The sequence below is a fragment of the Hydrocarboniphaga sp. genome, assembly GCF_028291725.1.
Classification (GTDB): Bacteria; Pseudomonadota; Gammaproteobacteria; order Nevskiales; family Nevskiaceae; genus Hydrocarboniphaga.
The window spans coordinates 42,145-61,236 of the sequence record NZ_JAQGNT010000088.1 but is presented as its reverse complement, the minus strand read 5'-3'; the positions used below and the strand labels follow the sequence as shown (position 1 = coordinate 61,236).

General features: G+C 65.6%; 18 protein-coding genes and 1 pseudogene. 7 read left to right on the top strand and 12 right to left on the bottom strand.

What is annotated here, in order from left to right; all coding sequences use genetic code 11:
* Window positions 1–119 (top strand): annotated as a pseudogene (locus tag JWQ90_RS23085) (IS630 family transposase); the annotation flags it as partial.
* A 67-nt stretch (window positions 120–186) separates the two neighbouring features.
* Here the strand turns inward: JWQ90_RS23085 and clsB are convergent.
* Window positions 187–1,449, bottom strand: a complete 1,263-nt coding sequence (clsB, locus tag JWQ90_RS23080; protein ID WP_299697351.1) for a cardiolipin synthase ClsB — start codon at window positions 1,447–1,449, stop codon at window positions 187–189.
* A complete protein-coding gene (locus tag JWQ90_RS23075) occupies window positions 1,446–2,207 on the bottom strand; it encodes an endonuclease/exonuclease/phosphatase family protein (RefSeq protein ID WP_299697350.1) in 762 nt (253 codons plus the stop codon). The genes clsB and JWQ90_RS23075 overlap by 4 nt, the downstream gene beginning before the upstream one ends.
* Before the next feature lie 155 nt (window positions 2,208–2,362).
* Here JWQ90_RS23075 and JWQ90_RS23070 point away from each other — a divergent pair, with 155 nt between their 5' ends.
* Complete coding sequence (locus tag JWQ90_RS23070; RefSeq protein WP_299697349.1) at window positions 2,363–4,432, top strand: prolyl oligopeptidase family serine peptidase; 2,070 nt, start codon at window positions 2,363–2,365, stop codon at window positions 4,430–4,432.
* Between the two features lie 4 nt (window positions 4,433–4,436).
* On the opposite strand, the gene JWQ90_RS23065 is transcribed toward JWQ90_RS23070, so the two are convergent.
* From JWQ90_RS23065 to ampD, 3 genes are all read right to left on the bottom strand, one after another.
* Entirely contained in the window at window positions 4,437–5,267 is an 831-nt protein-coding gene (locus JWQ90_RS23065) for a cobalamin-binding protein (RefSeq protein ID WP_299697348.1), read from the bottom strand.
* 18 nt (window positions 5,268–5,285) lie between these two features.
* Window positions 5,286–6,176, bottom strand: a complete 891-nt coding sequence (gene ampE / locus JWQ90_RS23060; protein WP_299697347.1) for a regulatory signaling modulator protein AmpE — start codon at window positions 6,174–6,176, stop codon at window positions 5,286–5,288.
* A gap of 115 nt (window positions 6,177–6,291) precedes the next feature.
* Window positions 6,292–6,852, bottom strand: coding sequence for a 1,6-anhydro-N-acetylmuramyl-L-alanine amidase AmpD (gene ampD, locus JWQ90_RS23055; protein ID WP_299697346.1), 561 nt, complete (start codon window positions 6,850–6,852; stop codon window positions 6,292–6,294).
* Window positions 6,853–6,920: 68 nt separating this feature from the next.
* Here ampD and JWQ90_RS23050 point away from each other — a divergent pair, with 68 nt between their 5' ends.
* Entirely contained in the window at window positions 6,921–9,743 is a 2,823-nt protein-coding gene (locus JWQ90_RS23050) for a pitrilysin family protein (protein WP_299697345.1), read from the top strand.
* A gap of 92 nt (window positions 9,744–9,835) precedes the next feature.
* On the opposite strand, the gene JWQ90_RS23045 is transcribed toward JWQ90_RS23050, so the two are convergent.
* Window positions 9,836–10,174, bottom strand: a complete 339-nt coding sequence (locus tag JWQ90_RS23045) for a hypothetical protein (RefSeq protein ID WP_299697344.1) — start codon at window positions 10,172–10,174, stop codon at window positions 9,836–9,838.
* A 121-nt stretch (window positions 10,175–10,295) separates the two neighbouring features.
* On the opposite strand from JWQ90_RS23045, the gene JWQ90_RS23040 reads away from it, so the two are divergent.
* A complete protein-coding gene (locus JWQ90_RS23040) occupies window positions 10,296–10,757 on the top strand; it encodes a tRNA (cytidine(34)-2'-O)-methyltransferase (protein WP_299697343.1) in 462 nt (153 codons plus the stop codon).
* 9 nt (window positions 10,758–10,766) lie between these two features.
* Here JWQ90_RS23040 and JWQ90_RS23035 read toward each other — a convergent pair whose 3' ends face one another.
* From JWQ90_RS23035 to JWQ90_RS23020, 4 genes are all read right to left on the bottom strand, one after another.
* Entirely contained in the window at window positions 10,767–11,765 is a 999-nt protein-coding gene (locus JWQ90_RS23035; protein WP_299697342.1) for an NAD(P)H-dependent glycerol-3-phosphate dehydrogenase, read from the bottom strand.
* 31 nt (window positions 11,766–11,796) lie between these two features.
* Window positions 11,797–12,315: a protein-export chaperone SecB gene (gene secB, locus JWQ90_RS23030; protein WP_299697341.1), complete on the bottom strand. Its 519-nt coding sequence runs from the start codon at window positions 12,313–12,315 to the stop codon at window positions 11,797–11,799.
* A gap of 130 nt (window positions 12,316–12,445) precedes the next feature.
* Window positions 12,446–12,703, bottom strand: a complete 258-nt coding sequence (gene grxC / locus JWQ90_RS23025; protein WP_299697340.1) for a glutaredoxin 3 — start codon at window positions 12,701–12,703, stop codon at window positions 12,446–12,448.
* A gap of 16 nt (window positions 12,704–12,719) precedes the next feature.
* Window positions 12,720–13,145 (bottom strand): rhodanese-like domain-containing protein, encoded by a 426-nt coding sequence (locus tag JWQ90_RS23020; RefSeq protein ID WP_299697339.1) that lies wholly within the window; start codon window positions 13,143–13,145, stop codon window positions 12,720–12,722.
* A gap of 65 nt (window positions 13,146–13,210) precedes the next feature.
* Here JWQ90_RS23020 and JWQ90_RS23015 point away from each other — a divergent pair, with 65 nt between their 5' ends.
* Together JWQ90_RS23015 and JWQ90_RS23010 are read left to right on the top strand one after the other, a co-directional pair.
* The gene (locus JWQ90_RS23015) at window positions 13,211–14,434 is read left to right on the top strand and encodes a peptidoglycan DD-metalloendopeptidase family protein (RefSeq protein ID WP_299697338.1); all 1,224 of its coding nucleotides are present in this window, start codon (window positions 13,211–13,213) and stop codon (window positions 14,432–14,434) included.
* A gap of 139 nt (window positions 14,435–14,573) precedes the next feature.
* The gene (locus JWQ90_RS23010) at window positions 14,574–15,032 is read left to right on the top strand and encodes a DUF4124 domain-containing protein (RefSeq protein WP_299697337.1); all 459 of its coding nucleotides are present in this window, start codon (window positions 14,574–14,576) and stop codon (window positions 15,030–15,032) included.
* Between the two features lie 86 nt (window positions 15,033–15,118).
* On the opposite strand, the gene JWQ90_RS23005 is transcribed toward JWQ90_RS23010, so the two are convergent.
* Window positions 15,119–15,856 carry an FKBP-type peptidyl-prolyl cis-trans isomerase gene (locus JWQ90_RS23005; protein ID WP_299697336.1) on the bottom strand — a complete coding sequence of 246 codons (738 nt, stop codon included), beginning with the start codon at window positions 15,854–15,856 and terminating at the stop codon, window positions 15,119–15,121.
* 104 nt (window positions 15,857–15,960) lie between these two features.
* Entirely contained in the window at window positions 15,961–18,435 is a 2,475-nt protein-coding gene (plsB, locus tag JWQ90_RS23000) for a glycerol-3-phosphate 1-O-acyltransferase PlsB (protein WP_299697335.1), read from the bottom strand.
* An 89-nt stretch (window positions 18,436–18,524) separates the two neighbouring features.
* Here plsB and JWQ90_RS22995 point away from each other — a divergent pair, with 89 nt between their 5' ends.
* Window positions 18,525–19,040, top strand: coding sequence for a DUF4112 domain-containing protein (locus JWQ90_RS22995; RefSeq protein WP_299697334.1), 516 nt, complete (start codon window positions 18,525–18,527; stop codon window positions 19,038–19,040).
* Window positions 19,041–19,092: the final 52 nt, after the last annotated feature.

Below are 19,092 nucleotides of genomic sequence, written 5' to 3'. Positions count from 1 at the left end.
TCGACGCGATTCGTAGCTTCACCGCCGCTTACAACAACAATGCCGCTCCCTTCGTCTGGCGTAAGCGTGAGGTCAAGGGCGCTCAGCTTCGAAACACTATCGTTAACTTGCGCAATTAGACACTAGTAGCCCGGGTGCAACCCGGGGCCTCCGAGCCGGGAGCACGATCCCCGGGTCTCACCCGGGCTACGGGTTGCCGGCGTCGCCCGGCGCGCGGCGTTGATCATCGACAGCCCGGCTGTCCGGCGCCGATTGTCCCGGACCCTGTGCATGTGCGGGGCGCCAGCCGACCCAGGCCGGAAAGCGGCGGCCCAGGTGATAAGTCACGAAGTTGAACAGCTGGCGGCTGATATCGCGCTTCGGTATTGCGGTCCACTCCACCTTGCGGCAGCTGTGCTGCACCAGATGCTGAAGGCTAGCCGCCAGGTGCTGGTTGAATGCCGCGTCGCCGAACACCAGGTTCGACTCCAGATTCAGATACAGGCTCAGCGGATCGAGATTGCTGGAGCCGACCGTCGCCCATTCTTCATCGATCACCGCCACCTTCGCGTGCAGCGGCCGCTCGCAATATTCGTAGATCGTGACGCCGGCTTTCATCAGGTATTCGTAAAGATTTTCGGCGATCCATTTCACGTACCACATGTCCGGCTTGCCCTGCAGGATCAGCCTGACATCGACGCCGCGCCGCGCCGCGTCGCGCAGATTGCGCAGCAAGCGGAAGCCCGGGAAGAAATAGGCGTTGGCAATCACGATCCGGCGGCGCGCGGCCTTGATCGCCAGCCGATACTCGCGCTCGATGTCGTCAGGATGGCGCTCGTTGTCGCGCACTACGAACATCACGCGCGCGCGGCCTGCCGCCGGCAGAGCCGGGGCCGTCGGCGCGGCGCGACGGCGCTGCCACCAGCGCTGGCGCGTCTGTGTCTTCAGCGCGTCCCTGGCGACCGACAATTCGCAGAAGCGGTGGATATCGCGCACCACCGGGCCCTCGACCACGACTGCATAGTCCTGCTTGGAGCCGGGGCCGAAATCAGCGACATGGTCATGCGAGATATTGATGCCGCCGACGAAAGCCAGCCGGCCGTCGACCACCACCAGCTTGCGATGCAGCCGCCGGAACAGATTGGTACGCACGCCCATCAGCTTGGGCTGAGGGCGATAGACATGGAAGCCGATGCCGGCATCGGTCATCTCCTTGACGAACCCAGGCGTCAGATTGGCCGAGCCGTAGCCATCGACGGTGAGCTCGACGCGCAGGCCGCGCCGGCCGGCATCGACCAGCGCCTGCTGAAAAGGCTGGCCGATCTTGTCGTCGAACAGGATGAAAGTCTCGACGAAGATCTCCTTCTGCGCACTCGCGATGGCCTCGAGCACGCGCGGGTAATAGGCCTCGCCGTTCTCGAGCAGATCCACCCGATTGCCGTCGACCCAATCGTGCCCTGCCCGGCTCACAGGCTGATCTCCAATGCCAGGGCGGCGTGGTCCGACAGATGCGACCAGGGCTTGGATGACAGCACCATCGGACGCGCCGTGCGCACGTTGCGCGTATAGATCCGGTCGAGGCGCAACACTGGGAAGCGCGACGGGAAGGTCTTGGCCGCGCTGCCTTCGTGCTCGACGAAAGCCTCGATGAGCCCGCAGCGGTTGAGCACCGGGTGCGCGCGCACCCGCCAGTCGTTGAAGTCGCCAGCGATCACCAGCGGCGCGTCGGCCGGCACATGCTGATGGATCATCTGGCACATCAGCTCGAGCTGCTGCTGGCGGTGATCTTCCATCAGGCCCAGATGCGCGCAGATCACGTGCACGTCGAGATCGCGTTGCGGCACGCGCAGCACGCAATGCAGCAGGCCGCGCCGCTCTGGCCCCGCGATCGATACGTCGCGGTTCTGCCAGCTGACGATCGGAAACTTGGACAGCACCGCGTTGCCGTGATGGCCCTCGGGGTAGACCGCGTTGCGGCCGTAGGAGTAATGGCCCCAGATCGTGTCGGCCAGAAACTCGTACTGCGGCGACGCCGGCCAGTCCTTCTGCCTGGACGAGTGCAGCTCGTGGCTGCCGAGGACTTCCTGCAGGAACACGACATCCGCACCCACGCTGCGCACCGCCTCGCGCAGATCGTGCAGCATGAAACGCCGATTGAAAACGGTGAATCCCTTGTGGGTATTCAGCGTCAGCACCTTGAACGTCGTGAGCGGCAGAGAGCCTTCCATGCGTCGGACAAATGGGCGGGAACGGAAGCCCGATCTTGCGCGTAACGCCTTAACTGAATCGGAACGATAGCCGATCCCCATTCGCCTGCCCCTTGCTTGCGGGCTTTGGGGATTTCTCGCAGTCTGGTGGCAGGGGCCAGCCGACGACAGTGGCAATGCTGTCGCCGGCTGATGGGGTGGGTCGGCAGGTGGAGGTCAGGGTGAGATCATTATTGCTGCATGGTTTGATGGTGCTGTTGCTTGCCGCCGGTTACTGCTCCGTGTTGGCAGCCGATGCTACGCCCGCAGCGCCGACTGCGGCGGATTTCGGCCGCCAGCCGCAATACATATCGGCCAAGATTTCACCCGACGGGCGCTATCTGGCCATCCGCTATCCGCTGAAGGACGTGACGGCCCTGGGAATCATCGACGTCGACAGCAGGAAGATCACGGCCACACTCAGTTTCTCGCATCAGCAGCACGTGGCAGACGTATGGTGGGTTTCGCCCAAGCGTGTTGTCGTCGCGATGGGCAAAAGCTTTGGGCCGTTGGACCAGCCTGCGTTGACGGGTGAGCTATACGGCATGGATGCGGACGGCCGAGGCAAAGCCTATCTGCATGGGTACCAGGGTGGTATCGACGCCGGTACGCACATCAGTGGAAGCCGCAGGGAGTATTCCGCGGCTTATATGGTTGATCCGATGCCCCAGGACCCTGACCACGCGCTGATCGCCGTCGTGTCCTGGCGCAACGAGTCGCCGAGCTACCAGCTATATCAGCTCGACGTAAACAAAGGGACCAAGCAGACCGTTTCCTCGATCAGCGCGAACTACCTCTCCTGGGGCCTCTCCAGCGAACGCAAGTCGGTTGTTACCGATGTAATGGGCCAGCCGCGCTATGCGTTGGGCAGGAATGAAGACGGCACCGTCAACGAGTATCTGCATGATCTTCAGACACAGAAATGGACGCTGGTGCAGAAGAACGAAAAACACACCCAGATCTTTCTGCTGGGCCTCAGCGACGACGCGCGAACGCTGTTCCTTGTGTCCGATCGGGGCGGCGACCGAACCTGTCTGCGCTCGCGCGACCTAGTCAACCTGGAGTTGAAGACCCTGGCCTGCAACGAGCGCGTCGATTTCAGCGGCGTCCCGATGTTGGTCGGAGATCGGCGTCCCGCGGTAGTGAGCTTCGATGACGGCCGTCCATTGGTCGATTTCATCGAACGCGATTCGATCGAGGCCAAGCTTTATAAAACCCTTTTGAAGAGTTTCCCGGACCAGCGCGTCGACATCACCAGCACGACACTGGACGGCAGAAAAATGGTGGTCTCAGTCAGCAGCGACCGCAATCCCCTAGACTATTACCTGTTCGATCTGAACCGGATGAAAGCTGACTACCTGTTTTCGCCCAGGCCCTGGATCGATCCGCAGCAGATGAGTCCGTCGACGCCGATCGATGTGAAAGCGCGCGACGGCCGCCTGCTGTCGGGGTATCTGACCAGCCCCAGTGGCATCCGGCCGGAAAAGCGGCCGCTGGTGGTGATGCCCCATGGCGGCCCGCACGGCATACGCGATGTCTGGGAATGGGATCCCTGGGCGCAGTACCTGGCGTCACTGGGCTATGCGGTCCTGCAGGTCAACTACCGTGGTTCGGGTGGTTATGGCTGGACTTTCCTGCACGATGGCTACCACCACTGGGGAACGACGATGCAGGATGATCTCAGCGACGCCGTCGCCTGGGCGGTTCAGGCGGGTATCGCCGACCGCGGACGCATCTGCATCATGGGTGGCAGCTACGGCGGCTATGCTGCTCTGATGAGCGCAGTCAAGGAGCCCGACCTGTATCGCTGCGCGATCGGTCTGGCTGGCGTCTACGATCTGGTCACCCAGTCGCGTGATTCGGACATCGCCTCGTCGCGGCTTGGCCGCGAGTACTTGAACGAAGCTGTCGGAGCCAGCGACGACGAGCTTCGTACCAATTCGCCGATCACCTATCTAGAGCGCCTCAAAGGTCCGGTGCTGATCGCGCACGGCACAGCGGACGAACGAGTGCCCTTCAGCCAGGCCAAGGAGTTGCGTAAAGAACTCGATCGCCTGAGCAAGTCCTACGTCTGGATGCCGTTCGACGGTGAGGAACACGGCTTCTATGTCGAAGACAATCACGTGAAGTTTCTTGAAGCCGTCAAAGTCTTCCTGGCGCAGAACATCGGTACCGCGTCACGGCCGCAGATGGCGCCGCATCCCTAGCCGGCTAGGGTTTGCCCTTGCGCCGGGCCTCATCGAGCACACCGCAGAGTTCGGTAATTCCATCGGCCATGCGCGGTGTCGCCCGTGCCAGCGTGTCGGCATCGACTGCGTACAGGTTGCCGCGTCGCGTTGCGTGCGCATCCGGCCAGCGTTGCCAGAATGCCCTTATTTTGTCGCTGGCGGCGTCCTGCCGCCCCCAGACCACGACGTCCGGATCGCGCGCCAGCACGGCCTCGCGGCCGAGCGCGCCGGCGAGCAGCGGCAGGTCGGCGAAGATGTTCTCGCCGCCGCACAGCGAGATCGCCTCCGAGATCGGGCTGTCGCGGTTGATCGTGAAAATCGGGTCGGCCTCGATCTGGTAGAACACGCGCAGTTTGGATGCGGACCGGTACTGCTTGCCGAGCGCATCGATACGCTGATGAAAGCGCATCGCTTCGGCTTGCGCGGTCGTCGCCGAGCCGAGTTGTGTCCCGATCGTCAGCAGCGCGCTTTCGATATCGACGAGCTTGTGGATCTCGATCGGCAGCGTGCGGATGCCGAGGCGTTCGATCTGCGCGATCGTCGCCGCCGGCGTGCCGTTTTGCCAGGTAATGACCAGGTCCGGATTCAGCGCCAGCAAGGCTTCGGCATTGAGGTTGAAGGCATCGCCGACGCTGGGCAGTGCGCGCACCGAGGCGGGGTAGTCGCTGTATTCGATGCGTCCGACCAATTGATCGCAGGCACCGGCCGCGCATACCAATTCCGCCAGATGCGGCGCCAGCGCCACGACGCGGGCGGCCTCGGCGATAGCAGGAGCCGCAAGCACCAGCATCAACGCGGCTATGCGCTTGATCATCGTTTCAAAGTCATCGCTTCAAAACCCGCTGACCCAGGCACCGGTTGCAAAGAAAGCGAAGAACGCCAGCAGGATCAGCAGCGCGCGGTTCTGCAGGTTGAGCACCTCGTGCAGCATCGCTTCGAAGTTCGGCGGCAGAGCGGGGCCGCCGCCATCTTCGCCATCGGTTTCCAGGCCCCCGGTCGCGGTTTCGGCCAGCACCGCCCAGGTCTTGCGGCTCCAGCCGGCGACGTCGCCCGACCCCGGGTCGAAGCGCAGGCCGCTCCAGGCGCGCAGGGCGTCGTCGAGGCTGCCGGCGAGGCCGAACAGCAGCGCCGTGATCCGCGCCGGAATCCAGGCGAGCACACCGTGCAGCGCGTCGGCGAAATCCGCGGCCAGCGTGTCGCCGTCGGCATGCAGCAGGCGCGGCAGGCGGCTGGCAGCCCGGTAGGCGACCGCGCCGAGCGGGCCGAGCACGAAGAACCACAACAGAATGCCGAACAGCCGTTCGTGCGACTGGATGAACAGAGCGCCAGTCAGCGAGCGATGGCTGGCGTCGGGCGTCGGCCCGCGCTGCAGGGCGCGCGCCAGGCGACGCATGGTCTCGTCGTCGCCGGCTGCATGCGCGCGCAGCATCGCGTGCACGTCGTCGGCGAGATCGCGCGGTCCCAGGCACAGTAGTAGAACCAGCGCCGAAAAGCCCAGCGACACGAACGGGCTCTCGATGCGCTGCTCGAGCAGCGCGGTCAGCGCCAGCGGCGGCAGCAGCAGCAGCGGCACGACGGCCGGGCTGGCCCATAAGCTCGGCCAGGGCAGCAGGCGCCGCGCGCCGCGGACCGTGGTCTGCAGCAACACCGGGCGGCCCCACCAGTTGAGTTGGCCGAGCAGGCGCTCGAGCAGCAGGGCGCAGATGGTCGCGATCAGGAGCATGGGTACATGATGACAGTTGGGGCCTTACACGGTTGCGCCCGTAGGTCGGCAATCCCTTGCCGACGTGTACCGCCGATACGCAACGAAGGCCTCACGTCGGCAAGGGATTGCCGACCTACATCAGACTACGCAACCGCGGCCAGTCGAAGCCGGGGCCGGGGTCGGTTTTGCGGCCCGGCGCGATGTCGGAATGGCCGACGATCGCATCCGAGCGCAGCGTCGGATAAGCCGCCAGCAGCGCGACAGTGACATCGGCCAGCGAGCGGTACTGCGCGGCTTCGAAGCCCTGCATGTCGCAGCCTTCGAGTTCGATGCCGACCGAGAAATCGTTGGCGCGCGTGCGCCCTCGCCAGCTCGACGCGCCGGCGTGCCAGGCGCGTCGATCGAAGGGCACGTACTGCGTCACCGAACCGTCGCGGAAGATGCAGCAGTGCGCCGACACGCTCAGCCCGGCGATCGTCGCGAAATACGGGTGGGCGGCCGGGTCCAGCGTGTTGGTGAACAGCGCGTCGATCCACGGCCCGCCAAACTGGTCCGGCGGCAGCGAGATCGCGTGGACCACGAGCAGCTCGATCGCGCTGCCGGGCGGGCGTTCGTCGTGATTCGGCGACGGCAGCCAGCGCGCGCGCGCCAAGCGCTGCGATGCCGGATCGATCTGCCAGGAACTTGCCGCCATCTTCAGGCTCTATGCGCTACGCGCCGTGCAATGTGCACAATGGCGGATCGCTCGTTTCGGAATAGCTCATGTCTCTTGATCGTCTGGCCATCTGCGCCGGCTCGGCCCTGCTGGTTCTGGGTCTGGCCGCCTGCGCGACTCCCGCCGTGCAGCCCACTGCCAGCACGCCGCCGGCCACCGACCCGGCGACGGCCACTGCGGCCAGCGGCGCGGCACGTGCCGCTGCCTTCGACATCCCGTACACGAAGCATATCCTGGGCAATGGTCTGACGCTGCTGGTCCACGAGGATCACAAGGCGCCGATCGTCGCGGTCAACGTCTGGTACCACGTCGGCAGCAAGGACGAGCCTGAAGGCCTGCATGGCTTTGCACACCTGTTCGAGCACCTGATGTTCAATGGCTCGGAGCATTACAACGACGAATTCTTCCGCCCGCTGGAGGCCGTGGGCGCGTCGAAGATGAACGGCACGACCTGGTTCGACCGCACCAACTATTTCGAGAACGTGCCGACCTCGGCGCTCGACATGACGCTGTGGATGGAGTCCGATCGCATGGGCCATCTGACCGGCGCGATCGACCAATCGAGGCTCGACGAGCAACGCGGCGTGGTGCTCAACGAAAAGCGGCAGGGTGAGAACCAGCCGTATGGCCAGGCCGATGATCTGATCGCGAAAGAAACCTATCCGGCCGGCCATCCGTACTCCTGGACCACGATCGGATCGGAGAAGGATCTGAATGCGGCAAAAGTCGCCGATGTGAAGAAATGGTTCGACGAGCACTACGGCGCCGCCAATGCGACGCTGGTGATTGCCGGCGACGTCGACACCGCCGAGGTGATCAAGAAAGTGGAGCTGTACTTCGGCGACATCGCGCCGGGCCCGACGCTCGATCGCCACGGCCCCTGGACCGCGAAGATGAGCGGCCCCAAGCGCAGCTCGCTGCAGGACCGCGTGCCGCAGGCGCGCCTGTTCCAGGTCTGGAACGTGCCGGGCTTCTGCGATCACGACACCAACCTGCTGCAGCTCGCCGGTGAAGTCCTGGCCGGCAGCAAGAACAGCCGCCTGTATCAGCGGCTGGTGTACCAGGACCGTAGCGCGACCTCGGTCAACGCCGGCCTCGGGCCGTTCGAGATCGGCAGCCAGTTCCAGATCGACACGCTGCTCGCGCCGGGCGCTGACATCAAAGCCGTCGAAGCCGCGATCGAGGAGGAGCTGCAGCGCTTCCTGCGCGATGGCCCGACGGCCGAGGAGCTGGAGCGCGTCAAGGTGCAGCACGAGGGCGACTTCGTGCGCGGCCTCGAGCGCATCGACGGCTTTACCGGCAAGTCCTCGATCCTGGCGGAGTACCAGGTCTATTGCGGCACGCCCGACTACTACAAGACCGAGATGAGCTGGATCCTCGGCACCACGCCGCAGGAAGTCCGCGACGTTACCCGCAGCTGGCTGTCGGACGGCCGCTTCACGCTCGACGTGCAGCCGTTCCCGGAATACAGCGCCGCCAAGACCGGCGCCGATCGCAGCAAGCTGCCGGCCGTGGGTGCAGCGCCGGCGCTGAAGCTGCCGCCACTGCAGCGCGCGACGCTGTCGAACGGCCTGCAAGTGCTGCTGGCCGAGCGCCACGAAGTGCCGGTGATCCAGGCGACGCTGCTGGTCGACGCCGGCTACTCCGCCGATGCCGGCATTGCGCCGGGCACCGCGAAGATGATGCTGGACATGCTCGACGAAGGCACGCCGACGATGGATTCGCTGGCGATCGCGCGGCGCGCCGAAGACCTCGGCGCGGTGCTGATCAGCAATGCCAATTCCGACGCGGCCCTGATCGGCGTCAACGCCTTGAAGACCCAGCTTGCGCCCTCGCTGGATCTGTTCGCCGACGTGCTGCTGCATCCGAGTTTCCCGGACAAGGAACTGTCCCGCCTCAAGCAGCAGCGTCTCGCCGCGATCCAGCAGGAAAAAACCCAGCCCACCGGCATCATGACGCGGCTTTATCCGCAGCTGATTTACGGCACTGGCCACGCCTACTCGAATCCGCGCTCCGGCAATGGCAACGAGGCTTCCGTCGCCGGCTTGTCGGCCGACGATCTGAAGCGGTTCTATGCGCGCTGGCTGCGGCCGGACAATGCCCAGTTGCTGATCGTCGGCGACACCACGCTGGCCGAGATCAAGCCGATGCTCGAGGCGCGGCTGGCCGGCTGGAGGGCGCCGGCCGAGGCCAGGCCGAGCAAGAATCTGGCGAGCGTCGCGCTACCCGAGCGGCCGCGCGTGTTCCTGGTCAACAAGACCGGCGCCGGCCAGACCCTGATCGCCGCGGTGCTGCTGGCGCCGCCGAAGTCGGATGCCGACGACGTCGCGGTCACGGTCGCCAACAACACGCTCGGCGGCCTGTTCATCTCGCGGCTCAACATGAACCTGCGCGAGGACAAGCGCTGGAGCTATGGTGCGAGTTCGCAGCTGGGCAACGCGCGCGGCCAGCGCCCGTTCCTGGCCTACGCGCCGGTGCAGGCCGACAAGACCGTCGAATCGATGCGCGAGATGGACAAGGAGCTGCGCGCGATCGTCGGCCGCAAGCCGATCACCGCGCAGGAGCTGAAGCTGTCGGCGGACAACATCGTCGTCGGTCTGCCCGGCGACAACGAGACCGCTGGAGAAGTGGCGGGCTCGTACCTGAACATCCTGCAGTTCGGCTTGCCCGACACCTACTACGACGAGCTGGTGCCCAGAGTCGAGAACCTCAGCGTCGCCGATGCCAACGCGGCTCTGAAGCGCTACCTGAAGCCGGACGCGATGACCTGGGTCGTGATCGGCGACCTGAGCAAGATCGAAGCGCCGGTGCGCAAGCTCGGCTTCGGCGATGTGCAGGTGCTGGATGCGGATGGGAAGCTGCTGCGCTGATGCGGTGGCGATGTTGGGGTTCGCTGCGCTCACCCCAACCTACGAGGCGATCGGTAGGTTGGGGTGAGCGCAGCGAACCCCAACAGGCCCACTCAATACTCCATGACTCCGAGCGGCCGGTCGAAGGTGTAACGCGCCGGCTCGACGACCAGCTTCTGCGCCGGATCGACCGGCGGCGTGCCCTGGATCAGGTCCAGCGGCAGCTGCAGCAGGAACAGGCCGGAGCCGAGCATCGTCGCAACCAGGCTCAGCGGACGCACGACCACCAGGTCGAAGGCCATCGCGCCGGCCGACGGCGCGGCATTGGGCATCACTTCTTCTGTCGGCGCCACCTCGTCGTCGGCGCAGGCTCCGAAGCTGGCGAGCGCCAGGGTGATTGCGAGCACCGCGGGGCGGATCAGGGCAGCGGTCGATTTGGATGCGTGTTTCATCGGGGAGCACATCGGGAGACTTCGCGGCAGACTAGGCGGCGCTGTCCGAGCATGTCAAACCCGCGCGATTTTGTGCGGCGCGGCTTGACGCTGGCAGCGCCACTGCCGATTCTCGTCGCCCATGCAGGTCGCTCTCTACCAACCCGAGATTCCGCCCAACACCGGCAACGTGATGCGCCTGTGCGCCAACACCGGATCGACGCTGCACCTGATCAAGCCGCTGGGGTTTTCGATCGACGATGCCGCGTTGCGGCGCGCCGGCATGGATTACCGCGACCAGGCGGTGATCCGCGTCCACGAGAGCTACGAGGCTTTTCTGGTGGCCGTCGCGGGCGCGCGGATCTTCGCCCTGTCCACCAAGGCGCAACGCCGCTACGACAGCGTGCAGTTCCGGGCCGACGACGTTCTGCTGTTCGGCCCCGAATCGCGTGGATTGCCGGCGGAAATCCGCGACAGCCTGCCGGCGGACCACGGCCTGCGGCTGCCGATGCAAGCGGGCAGTCGCAGCCTCAATCTGTCCAATGCGGTCGCCGCCGTGGTCTACGAAGCCTGGCGGCAAGCGGGCTTTGCCGGCGGCGCCTGACTCAGTGGTTCAGTGGTTTTCAGGCTTGGCGGGCCGGGTCGCGAGTGCGCGCACCGCTTCCACCGCCGAGATTTCGCCCAGCAAAACCCGGCAGACCTGCTCGGTGATCGGCATGCTGACGTGGCGTTGCTCGGCGAGCCGCCGCACCTCGGGCGCAACGCGCACGCCTTCGACGACCTGGCGGATCTCGGCGGTCGCTTCAGTGACGCTCTTGCCCTGGGCCAGCAGCAGGCCCATGCGCCGATTCCGCGACTGGTTGTCGGTGCAGGTCAGCACCAGATCGCCGAGGCCGGACAGGCCCATCAGCGTCTCGGGTTTTGCGCCCATGCTTTCGCCCAGCCGCATGATTTCGGCCAGGCCGCGCGTGATCAGCGCCGCACGCGTATTGGCGCCGAGGCCGAGGCCGTCGGCGATACCCACGGCGATTGCGAGCACGTTCTTGACCGCACCGCCGATCTCGACGCCGATGACGTCGGCGGCGGTGTAGGCGCGAAAGCCATCGCCGTGCAGTGCGTGCGCGATGCGCTCTGCATAAGCCAGATTCGACGAGGCGACGGTGACCGCGGTCGGCAGGCCCAGGCCGAGTTCCTTGGCGAACGTGGGGCCGGAAATCACCGCCAGATCGCGCGTCTCGCCAAGTTCCTCGCCGACGACTTCGTGCACCAGCTTGCCGGTGCCGGTCTCGATGCCCTTCATCGCGCAGGCGATGCCCTGGCCGGGCAGCAGCAGCGGCTCGCACTTGCGCAGCGTCTCGCGCAGCGCATGGCTGGGCACCGCGATCAGCAATTCTTCCGAGGATTCGATCGCGAGCCGCAGATCGGAGGTCGCGGTCAAACCGATCGGGAAATGCGCCTCCGGCAGATAGCGCTGGTTGATGCGCTGCTCCTGCATCGCCGCCAGCGCGGCGCGATCACGGCCCCACAACCACACCGGAGTGCCGCGGCGCGCCAGCTGGATCGCCAGCGCCGTGCCGTAGGACCCCGCGCCGAGGACGGCGATGCCCTTCATCCGCGCGAGATCCGGCCGGCCATGCGCGGGCTTAGTGCGTCGTCGCTTCGGCGGCGGCCGGCGCGGCGACCTGGCCTTCGGCGCGGGCACGGTTCAGGTGCTCGATGAACAGCGCCTCGAAGTTGATCGGCTGCAGCAGCAGCTGCGGGAAGCCGGCCTTCTGTACGAAATCGGCGACCGCTTCGCGCGCGAACGGGAACAGCAGGCTCGGGCAATAGCCGGCCAGCACCGCGGCGCGCTCCTGTTCATTCGGGAAACCACGCACCACGAATACGCCGGCCTGCTGCACTTCAACCAGAAAGGCGACATCGGTGCCGAGCTTGGCGGTGACGGTGATGGTCAGCACCAGATGGAACTGATCGTCGCCGAGCGACTGCACATTGGTCGCGACATTGACGTCGACCTGGGGCTGCCAGGGGCGCGAGAAAATCTGCGGCGCCAGCGGCGCTTCCACCGACGCATCGCGCAGATAGAACTTCTGCAACAGCACCTGGCGCGCATCGGCCTGGGGCAGAGCGGCGGGCGATTCGGGGATGACGTCAGCTGCCATGGCGGCAAAACTCCAGAAAACGGATCAGCAAAATGGGGGACGACGTCCGTCGGACGGCGCGGAAGCTTACAAAAAAACGCTAGTGCTTGAATGCAACAGGACTGATGCAATTAAGCACGCGGCCGGCGCCTCAAACGTCGGCGAGCAAAGGATCGAGCCCGCCGGCGCGGTCCAGCGCGGACAGGTCGTCGAAGCCGCCGACATGGGTTTGGCCGACGAAAATCTGCGGCACGGTGCGGCGGCCGGACAGCTGCATCATCTCATTGCGACGTTGCAGATCCTGGTCAACCCGGATCTCCTCGAACGCAACCCCCTTGTTCTCGAGCAGCCGCTTGGCCATCACACAAAAGGGGCAGTACGCAGTGGAATAGACGCGGACTGGGTTCATGGCGCTGCGGTATCGGCTACTTCGCCGTGACCGGCAGGCTGGCCCCGAGCCAGCTGTTGATGCCGCCGCGCAGCGGGTAGGCCTCGGCGTAGCCCAGTTTCTTGAGCTTGTCGGCGGCTTCGCCGACGCTGCTGCCGAGCGCGTCGTAGATCAGGATCGGGCGCGCCTTGTCGCGGCCCAGCTCGGTGACGCGCTCGTCGATCTTGGCCAGCGGGATGTTCAATGCGTTCAACAGGTGTGAGCGCTTGAAATCGGCCACGGCGCGCACGTCGACGATCAGCGGTTCGCGGTCATTGATCAGCCGCACCGCCTCCGGGATCGACAGGCGTTTGCCGCCGGTCAGGTTGCCGTGGACTTCATTGGCGATGATCAGCAGCACCACGCCGGCCAGAGCGGCGAACAGAAGTGGGTGGGCAAGAACGAAATCGAGGTACAGCTGCATGAGTGTCCGGCAGATGGCGGCGGGCGCCAAAAAGTGTAAGAGACGTCTATGATGCGGCCGGAATTATGGCACCCAACACCCCTGACCGAAAGCGAGCCCGGAACCCGACCTGCGCGTGGGCGCTGGCCGCCTGCAGCCTGCTGACGGCGGTGGCTTTGCCAGCGCTGGCCGCTGGAGGCCGGGAGGCCGCCACTACGCCGTCCAGCAGCGACATCCGCAAGAAGGAGCAGGAGCTGCAGCAGGTCAAGGGCAAGATCGACTCGTTGCGCAGCCAGATTCAGCGCGAGCGCGGCCAGAAAGACCAGCTCGGCGACGCGCTGGAAGCGGCCGAGAAGAAGCTCGGCGACGCCCAGGCCAGGCTCAGGGGCCTGCGCCGCGAAATCGCCGCGCAGAACGAGCGGATCAAGACCAACCAAGTGCAGCAGGCCGAGGCCCAGTATCGGCTGGACGAGCAGCGCCAGGTACTGGCGCGCCAGGTCCGCGCCGCCTACGTGATGGGCAATCGGGCACGTACCCAGCTGTGGTTGAACCAGGATGACACCGCGCGCATCGGCCGCGTGCTCGCCGAGTACGACTACGTGAACCGCGCGCGCGCCGGCCAGGTCGCCGCGGTCCAGGCCGAGCTCGACCGGATTGCCGAGCTGCAGGCCCAGCTGATCGACGAGCGGGCGCGGCTCGAGTCGCTGGAACTCGAGCAGACCCAGGCGCTGAATTCGCTGGAGAAGAGCCGCCTCGAGCGCCAGAGCACCTTGGCGCAGATCGAGAAGAGCATCGCCAGCTCGGAGGGTGAACTCAAACAGGCCCAGGCCGACGAGGCCCAGGTCAGGAAGCTGCTCGAAACCCTGCGCGACGCGCTGGCCGACATCCCGGGTGATTTCGACGGCAGCAACAAGCCCTTCCTGCAGCAGCGCGGCAAGCTGCCGTGGCCGCTGCGCGGGCCGGTCATTGCCGAATACGGTTCACCGAAGGCCGAGGGACGTCTGAGCTGGAGCGGCCGCTGGATCGCGGCCAGGGAAGGTACGCCGGTGCGCGCAATCGCGCGCGGGCGCGTGGCGTATGTCGGCTGGCTGCAGCGCTACGGCCTGATCGTGATTCTCGAACACGGTGGTGGCTACTTCACGCTGTATGGTCACTGCGCGACCTCGTCGCCGACCGCCGGCGAATGGGTCGATGCCGGTCAGGTGATCGCGACCGCCGGCGACACCGGCGGCCACGACCGCAGCGGCGTCTACCTGGAACTGCGCAAGGGTTCCACGGCGCTGGACCCGCGCGAGTGGCTCGGCAAGTAGCTTCAATTCCCAACTGTAGGAGCGGTCCTTGACCGCGATTGAGACGTTCAACCGCACAATCGCGGTCAAGGACCGCTCCTACAGTTCCAGGAATCAGGTGGCTCGCAGTCTTTCGAGGTGCCGGGTTTAAGATGTGGGCATGAAGCTCTTGTCCCGATCGTTCTGCGCGCTGTGGCTGGCCGCGACACTGACGCTCGACACCGCGAGCGCGGCCACCGCCTATCGATGGACCGATGCCGACGGCGTGGTGCATTACGCGCAGACGCCGCCCAGCAGCGGCCGCTACGACATCGTGCATCCGGAGCTGCCGCCGCCGGTTGCGGCCCCGGCCGACGACGGGGCCAAGGCTTTTCTGAAGCGCATCGACGAACAGGATGCGGCCAAGGCCAAAGCGCGTGTAGCCGCCGCCGCGGCCAAGCAAGCCAGCGCGCAGCAGTGCGCCGACGCGCGGGCGCGGCTTCACTTTCTCGACGAGCGGCCGCCCAACCGGCTGCGCACTCGCGAAGCCGGCGGCGAACTCAAGCGCATGGACGCTGACGAATGGGAACGCCAGCGCCAGAGCGCGGCCGCAGCGATCGCCAAAAGCTGCAAGCCGTAGGTCGGCAATCCCTTGCCGACCTACGCCGCACAAACAAAAGCGGCGGCAGATCGCTCTGCCGCCGCTTTGAACCGCGCGCTTGAGGCCTACTTCGCCGGCGCTTCGTCCTTGCCGACGTCGATCAGCTCGACTTCGAACACCAGGGTCTGGTTCGGCCCGATCTTGACGCCGGCGCCGCGCTCGCCGTAGGCGAGTTCGGACGGAATGTAGAACTTGTATTTGGCGCCCGGCTTCATCAGCTGCACGCCTTCGGTCCAGCCCGGGATCACGTTGCCAAGCGGGAACGTAACCGGCTGGCCTCGCGAGTAGCTGCTGTCGAACTCTTCGCCGTTGAGCAGCGTGCCCTTGTAGTGCACCGTGACCTTGTCGGCGGCGGTCGGGTTCTTGCCTTCGCCTTCCTTGATGACTTCGTACTGCAGGCCCGAGGCGGTGGTCTTGACGCCAGCCTTCTTGCCGTTTTCGGCGAGGAACTTGGCGCCTTCTTCCTTGGCCTTGCCGGCCTGTTCGGCGCGCGCCTTGACCTGCTCTTCCTGCATCTTCTTGGAGACCGTGTTCTTGATCTCTTCGCGGGCGGCGTCGTCGAGCTTGGGCGTGACGCCGTTGGTCACGTCGTTCAGGCCGGCTTCGAGCGCGGCGACATCGACATGATCCTTGACCGGCTTGAGCGAGTTGCCTAGATCGACGCCGATGGAATAACCGAACTTCTGCGCGTCGGTGGTCAGCTCGCCGGATGCGGCGGTTGCCTTGTCGTCTTCTTTCTTGGCGCAGGCGAACAACAGGCTGGCGCAGGCGGCAATGGCGAGCATACGGAAGGAGGAGTGCATAAGTTCTCTTTGAAGTAGTGCTGTTGGAAAGCCGGCTAGGGGGCCGGATCGAGGGCGGAAATTGAGCTACGGGCGGGCAGATTACAGGGAAGGCGATTTCAGGGCTACGTCTCCAGGGCTGCCGTGGCCGCCTGGGGGCGCCGGGTCAGCAGCTGGAGCAGCGTCTGACGCGTTTCGTCCGACAGAAGTTCAAGTGATCGTTCGGCAATGCGCTCGATGCGGGCATCGACCAGCAGCCGGCGGTCCTCGCCTTCGACGACGATGCCGAGGTCGATCAGCGTGTCCAGATAGCCGCGAAACAGGGCTTTATCGAAGAATTCCGGCGAATCCCGGCCGGTGAGTACGCCCATGCGTTCGGCCAGGCGACGGCAGTCTTCCTCGAAACGATCGCGCAATACGCTCTGCTGCATGCGCCGTTCGTCGGCGAGTAGCAGCGTGGTCATGCAGTAGCGCTCCAGGGTTTCACCCATGACCCGGCCGAGCATCGCCAGGGTCGAGAATTCCGGGGTCGACACGCCCGGGCGCGCCAGGCGTCCGTCGTCGTTGCGCAGCAGCAGGCCCTGTTTGAGCATCACCTCGATGCAGTCGCGGGCGACCTGCTCGGCCTCGGCCGGTTCCCAGCGCAGGTAGAACTCGGTACGCAGAAATGGGTACAGCGCGCGGCAGCCGGTGACGACGGCTTCCTCGCTGAGCACGCCGCGCGTGCGAAACAGGTTCGCGATCAGGCTCGGCACCGCGAACAGATGCTGGATGTTGTTGCGCGCATAGGTCAGCAGCACCGCGTCGCGGTCGGCAACGTCGAGCAGATCGCCCCAGGGATGCGGCACCGTCGCGATACGCGCGATCGGCGCGGCCCATTCCAGGCTCTTGGCCGGCGAAGGCTCGGGGATTTGCAGGCTTTCGCCGTAGGGCCGGCCTTCCAGCAGCCGCACCAGATGCGTGAGCTGTTCGAGGAATTCGGTGCGCGACACCGCTCGCTGCGGGCTCGCCAGCATCGCCACCGCGGCCAGGCTGACCGGGCTTGCGACCGCCGCCGCATTGATGCGGCGATGATTCGCCAGGCCCAGGCGGTTGACGAAATCGCGCCAGCCGGGCGGGGTTTCGCTGCCGCCGCGCAAGCTGTCGCGCCAACCCGGCAGATGCTTGTCGGCGTATTCCTGCAGCTGCATCGGTTCGCCGAAATTGATGTGCACGCGGCCGTAGGACTTGGTCAGCAGCTTGGCGCCCTTGAGCAGATCCGAGGCCGATTCCTTTTGCTTCTGCGCGCCGCGCAGTTCCTTGAAGTAGCTCGACAGCTCCCAGACCTTGTCGTAGCCGACATAGACCGGAACGATCGCGACTTTCCTCGCGCTCTGGCGCAGCGCCGATTCGATGACCATGCCGAGCAGGCCGGCCTTCGGCGCCAGCAGGCGGCCGGTACGGCTGCGGGTGCCTTCCGGATAAAAGCTGATCGAGTAGCCGCGGCCGATCAGCGAATCCACGTAGGCGCGGAATACCGCGGTGTAGAGCCGGTCGCTGCCAAAGCTGCGGCGCATGTAGAACGCACCGCCGCGGCGCAGGATCGGGCCGGCCGGCCAGAAGTTCAGGTTCACGCCGGCGGCGATATGCGGCGGCACCAGGCCGGCCTGGTAGAGCACGTAGCTCAGCAGCAGATAGTCGGCGTGGCTGCGGTGCGAGGGCAGGTAGATGATCTCGTGGCCCTGCGCGGTTTCGCGCAGGCGCTCCATGCCGAATACCTGGACGCCGCGGAAAATTCGGTTCCAGACGAATTCGAAAATGCGTTCCAGAAAACGCACCGTCGTCGCCGAATAGTCCGCTGCGATCTCCTCGGCATAGCGCTGGGCCTTCTCCGCGGCCTGTTCTGCGTTGAGCTTGCCGCGCCGCGCTTCGGCCGCGATCTCCTCTTTCACGCGCGCCGTGTTCAGCAGCTGCTGGATGACGACGTCGCGATTCTGCAAGGTCGGGCCCAGCGCCGCGGTGCGCGCGTGCAGGAAGTAAATGTGCAATAGGCGGCCAAGCTTGCGTACCGCGAAGTCCGGCGTTTTTTCCTTGGCGATGAAATCGCGGAACGACAGCGGCAGGCCGAAGTTCGCATACACGTTGCGGCCATTGACCAGCATGATGATCAGCTTGCGGACCATGCCGGCCTGCACACTGTCGGCAAAGATCAGTTTCCACAGCGAGGTTTCCTGCCCGGGATCGCGGCCCCAGAATGCAGAAACCGGCACCACTTGGCAGTCGAAGCCCGGATCGGCCGCGGCACGGGTGACGACCCCGGTCAGCGCGGTGTCGTGGATGCGGGTTTCGAGCAGCGCCGGCAGATACAGCGCGCCAGCCTGACTCGCGCTCGGCAGCAAGGTACCGGTGCGGCCTGGCCGCGGCAGGCCATTGTCGCGGCAGATCCGGTCGAGCAGGAACAGGTCGCCCCAGGAGCGCGCTGCGAGCACGTAGACCACGGGCCTGGCCGGATCGAGCGCCAGCTTCGATGCCAGCTCCGAGGGCGTGGTGCGATAGCGGATCAACCGGTTCAGCGGCTGATACAGCCACCAGGCAATCCAATAGAAGGCCGCAGTGAACACGTGTAGGGCAGGACCGGCGAGACTGGGGATGTGGAGTTTACCCGGTCTGCAAGGCAGCCCCGGGCCGCCGGCCAGCCGATAATATCGGCATGCCAGACCATTCAGACCGTCACGATTCCGACCCGCAGTTGCGCCACCGGCGCCTGCTCGTCGCACGCCAGCGCGTCGCGATGATCGCCCACGGCCTCGACGGTCTGGTCGGTATTCCCGGCACGCGCCTGCGTTTCGGGCTGGATTCGATCATCGGCCTGATCCCCGGCATCGGCGATTTCGCCGGCATGCTGATGGGCGGGGCGATCCTGACCGAGGGCCTGCGCGCGGGCGCGCCCAACCGCCTGATCGCGCGCATGCTCTCGAACACGCTGATCGATGGCCTGGTCGGCGCAGTGCCGCTGTTCGGCGATATTTTCGACTTCGCGTTCCGCTCCAATGCGATGAACGCCCGGCTGCTGCTGGACCATCTGGACCAGCACACGCAGACGCCGGCCAGCATCAAGCCGGTACGTCGCGGGCCGCTGATTTTCCTGGTGCTGCTGGTGCCGGTGGCGATGTTCGCACTGGCGCTTTACGGCATGGTCGCGGTGTTCCGGCACCTGTATCCGTAGGTCGGCGATCCCTTGCCGAGCTGTATGCCCGATGCGCAATCGAGGTTTCACG